Below are 1,832 nucleotides of genomic sequence, written 5' to 3' on the forward strand. Positions count from 1 at the left end.
GGGTGGGGCGTGTCACAGGGGGTGCGGCGGGTAGGCGCGGTCGACCGCGGCTCCCCTTGTTGCGGGGCCGGGCTTTGCCATACTTACGTTGCCGTAGGTTACGCATCCGTAGGTGCGGGCCTTCTCCTCATCCTCCAGGGGCCACCATGACCACCAGTCCCGATCTTGTCGAAGGCGCGTCGGCGCCTTCGGGTTCCGTCCCATCCGAGTCCGCGACGCTGGGAGGCGAGAGCAAGCGCTCCGCCGAGCAGGTCGCGCTGCTGTTGTTCATCGTCGTTCCGTTCGCGGCGCTGCTGGCCGCGGTGCCGCTGGCCTGGGGGTGGGGGGTGAGCTGGCTGGACCTGGGGCTGATGGTGTTCATGTACTTCCTGACGTGCCACGGGATCACGATCGGCTTCCACCGCTATTTCACGCACGGGTCCTTCAAGGCGAAGCGGCCGCTGCGGATCGTGCTGGCCGTGCTGGGGTCGATGGCGGTGGAGGGGCCGCTGGTGCGGTGGGTGGCGGACCACCGCAAGCACCACAGGTTCTCGGATCACGAGGGGGACCCGCATTCGCCGTGGCGGTACGGGGAGTCGGTGCCGGCGCTGTTGAAGGGGCTGTGCTGGGCGCACATGGGGTGGCTGTTCGACGAGGAGCAGACGGATCAGCGGAAGTACGCGCCGGATCTGGTGAAGGATCCGGTGATGCGGGGGATCTCGCGGTGGTTCGTGGGGTGGACGGTGCTGTCACTGGCGTTGCCGCCGCTGGTGGGCGGTCTGGTGACGATGTCGTGGTGGGGGGCGTTCACGGCGTTCTTCTGGGGGTCGCTGGTGCGCGTGGCGCTGTTGCACCACGTGACGTGGTCGATCAATTCGATCTGCCATGCGGTGGGGAAGCGGCCGTTCCGTTCGCGTGACCGGTCGGGGAACGTGTGGTGGCTGGCGGTCCTGTCGTGTGGTGAGTCCTGGCACAACCTGCACCATGCGGACCCGACGTCGGCGCGGCACGGGGTGCTGCGGGGGCAGATCGACTCCAGTGCACGGCTGATCCGCTGGTTCGAGCTGGCGGGGTGGGCGACGGACGTGCGGTGGCCGTCCGGGGCGCGTATCGACTCCCGGCGCAGGGAAAACGCGGCGAACCCGGCATGATGGGGGGCGTGGCGATCGACGGCAGCATTTCCAGCAGCGACAAGCCCCGGCGGGGCCGCCGGGTCCGGATGACGGGTGCGGAGCGGCGTCAGCAACTGCTGGACATCGGCCGGGCCCTGTTCGCGGAGAAGGGTTTCGAGGGCACGTCGGTGGAGGAGATCGCCGCGAAGGCGGGGGTGTCCAAGCCGGTGGTGTACGAGCACTTCGGCGGCAAGGAGGGCCTGTACGCGGTCGTCGTGGACCGGGAGATGCGCCAGTTGCTGGACATGGTGACGGGGGCGCTGACCGCGGGGCATCCCCGGGAGCTTCTGGAGCAGGCGGCGTTCGCGCTGCTGGACTACATCGAGACGTATACGGACGGTTTCCGGATCCTGGTGCGGGATTCGCCGGTGGCGCAGTCGACGGGGACGTTCGCCTCGCTGATCAGTGATATCGCCACGCAGGTGGAGGACATCCTGGGTCTGGAGTTCAAGGCGCGGGGGTTCGATCCGAAGCTGGCGCCGCTGTACGCGCAGGCGCTGGTGGGGATGGTGGCGCTGACGGGGCAGTGGTGGCTGGACGTGCGCAAGCCGAAGAAGGCGGAGGTCGCCGCGCACCTGGTGAACCTGGCGTGGCACGGGTTGGACGGCCTGGAGTCCAAGCCGCGGCTGGTCGGGCACCGCAAGAGCTGAGAGGGGCCGGGCCGGTGGGCCCGGGTGGGGC

General features: G+C 69.2%; 2 protein-coding genes. Both read left to right on the plus strand.

What is annotated here, in order from left to right; genetic code table 11:
• Nucleotides 1-146: 146 nt before the first annotated feature.
• On the plus strand, nt 147-1,130 hold the full coding sequence (locus tag EF903_RS32230) for an acyl-CoA desaturase (RefSeq protein WP_125548492.1): 984 nt from the start codon (nt 147-149) through the stop codon (nt 1,128-1,130).
• The gene (locus EF903_RS32235; RefSeq protein WP_114057854.1) at nt 1,127-1,801 is read left to right on the plus strand and encodes a TetR/AcrR family transcriptional regulator; all 675 of its coding nucleotides are present in this window, start codon (nt 1,127-1,129) and stop codon (nt 1,799-1,801) included. The genes EF903_RS32230 and EF903_RS32235 overlap by 4 nt, the downstream gene beginning before the upstream one ends.
• Nucleotides 1,802-1,832 lie beyond the last annotated feature (31 nt).

Source organism: Streptomyces sp. WAC05292 (genome assembly GCF_003949955.1).
Classification (GTDB): Bacteria; Actinomycetota; Actinomycetes; order Streptomycetales; family Streptomycetaceae; genus Streptomyces; species Streptomyces globosus.

What these genes read in the sequence shown, in the direction of transcription:
- EF903_RS32230 (WP_125548492.1), top strand. Translation starts at nt 147, where the DNA reads ATGACCACCAGTCCCGATCTTGTCGAAGGCGCGTCGGCGCCTTCGGGT.
- EF903_RS32235 (WP_114057854.1), top strand. Translation starts at nt 1,127, where the DNA reads ATGATGGGGGGCGTGGCGATCGACGGCAGCATTTCCAGCAGCGACAAG.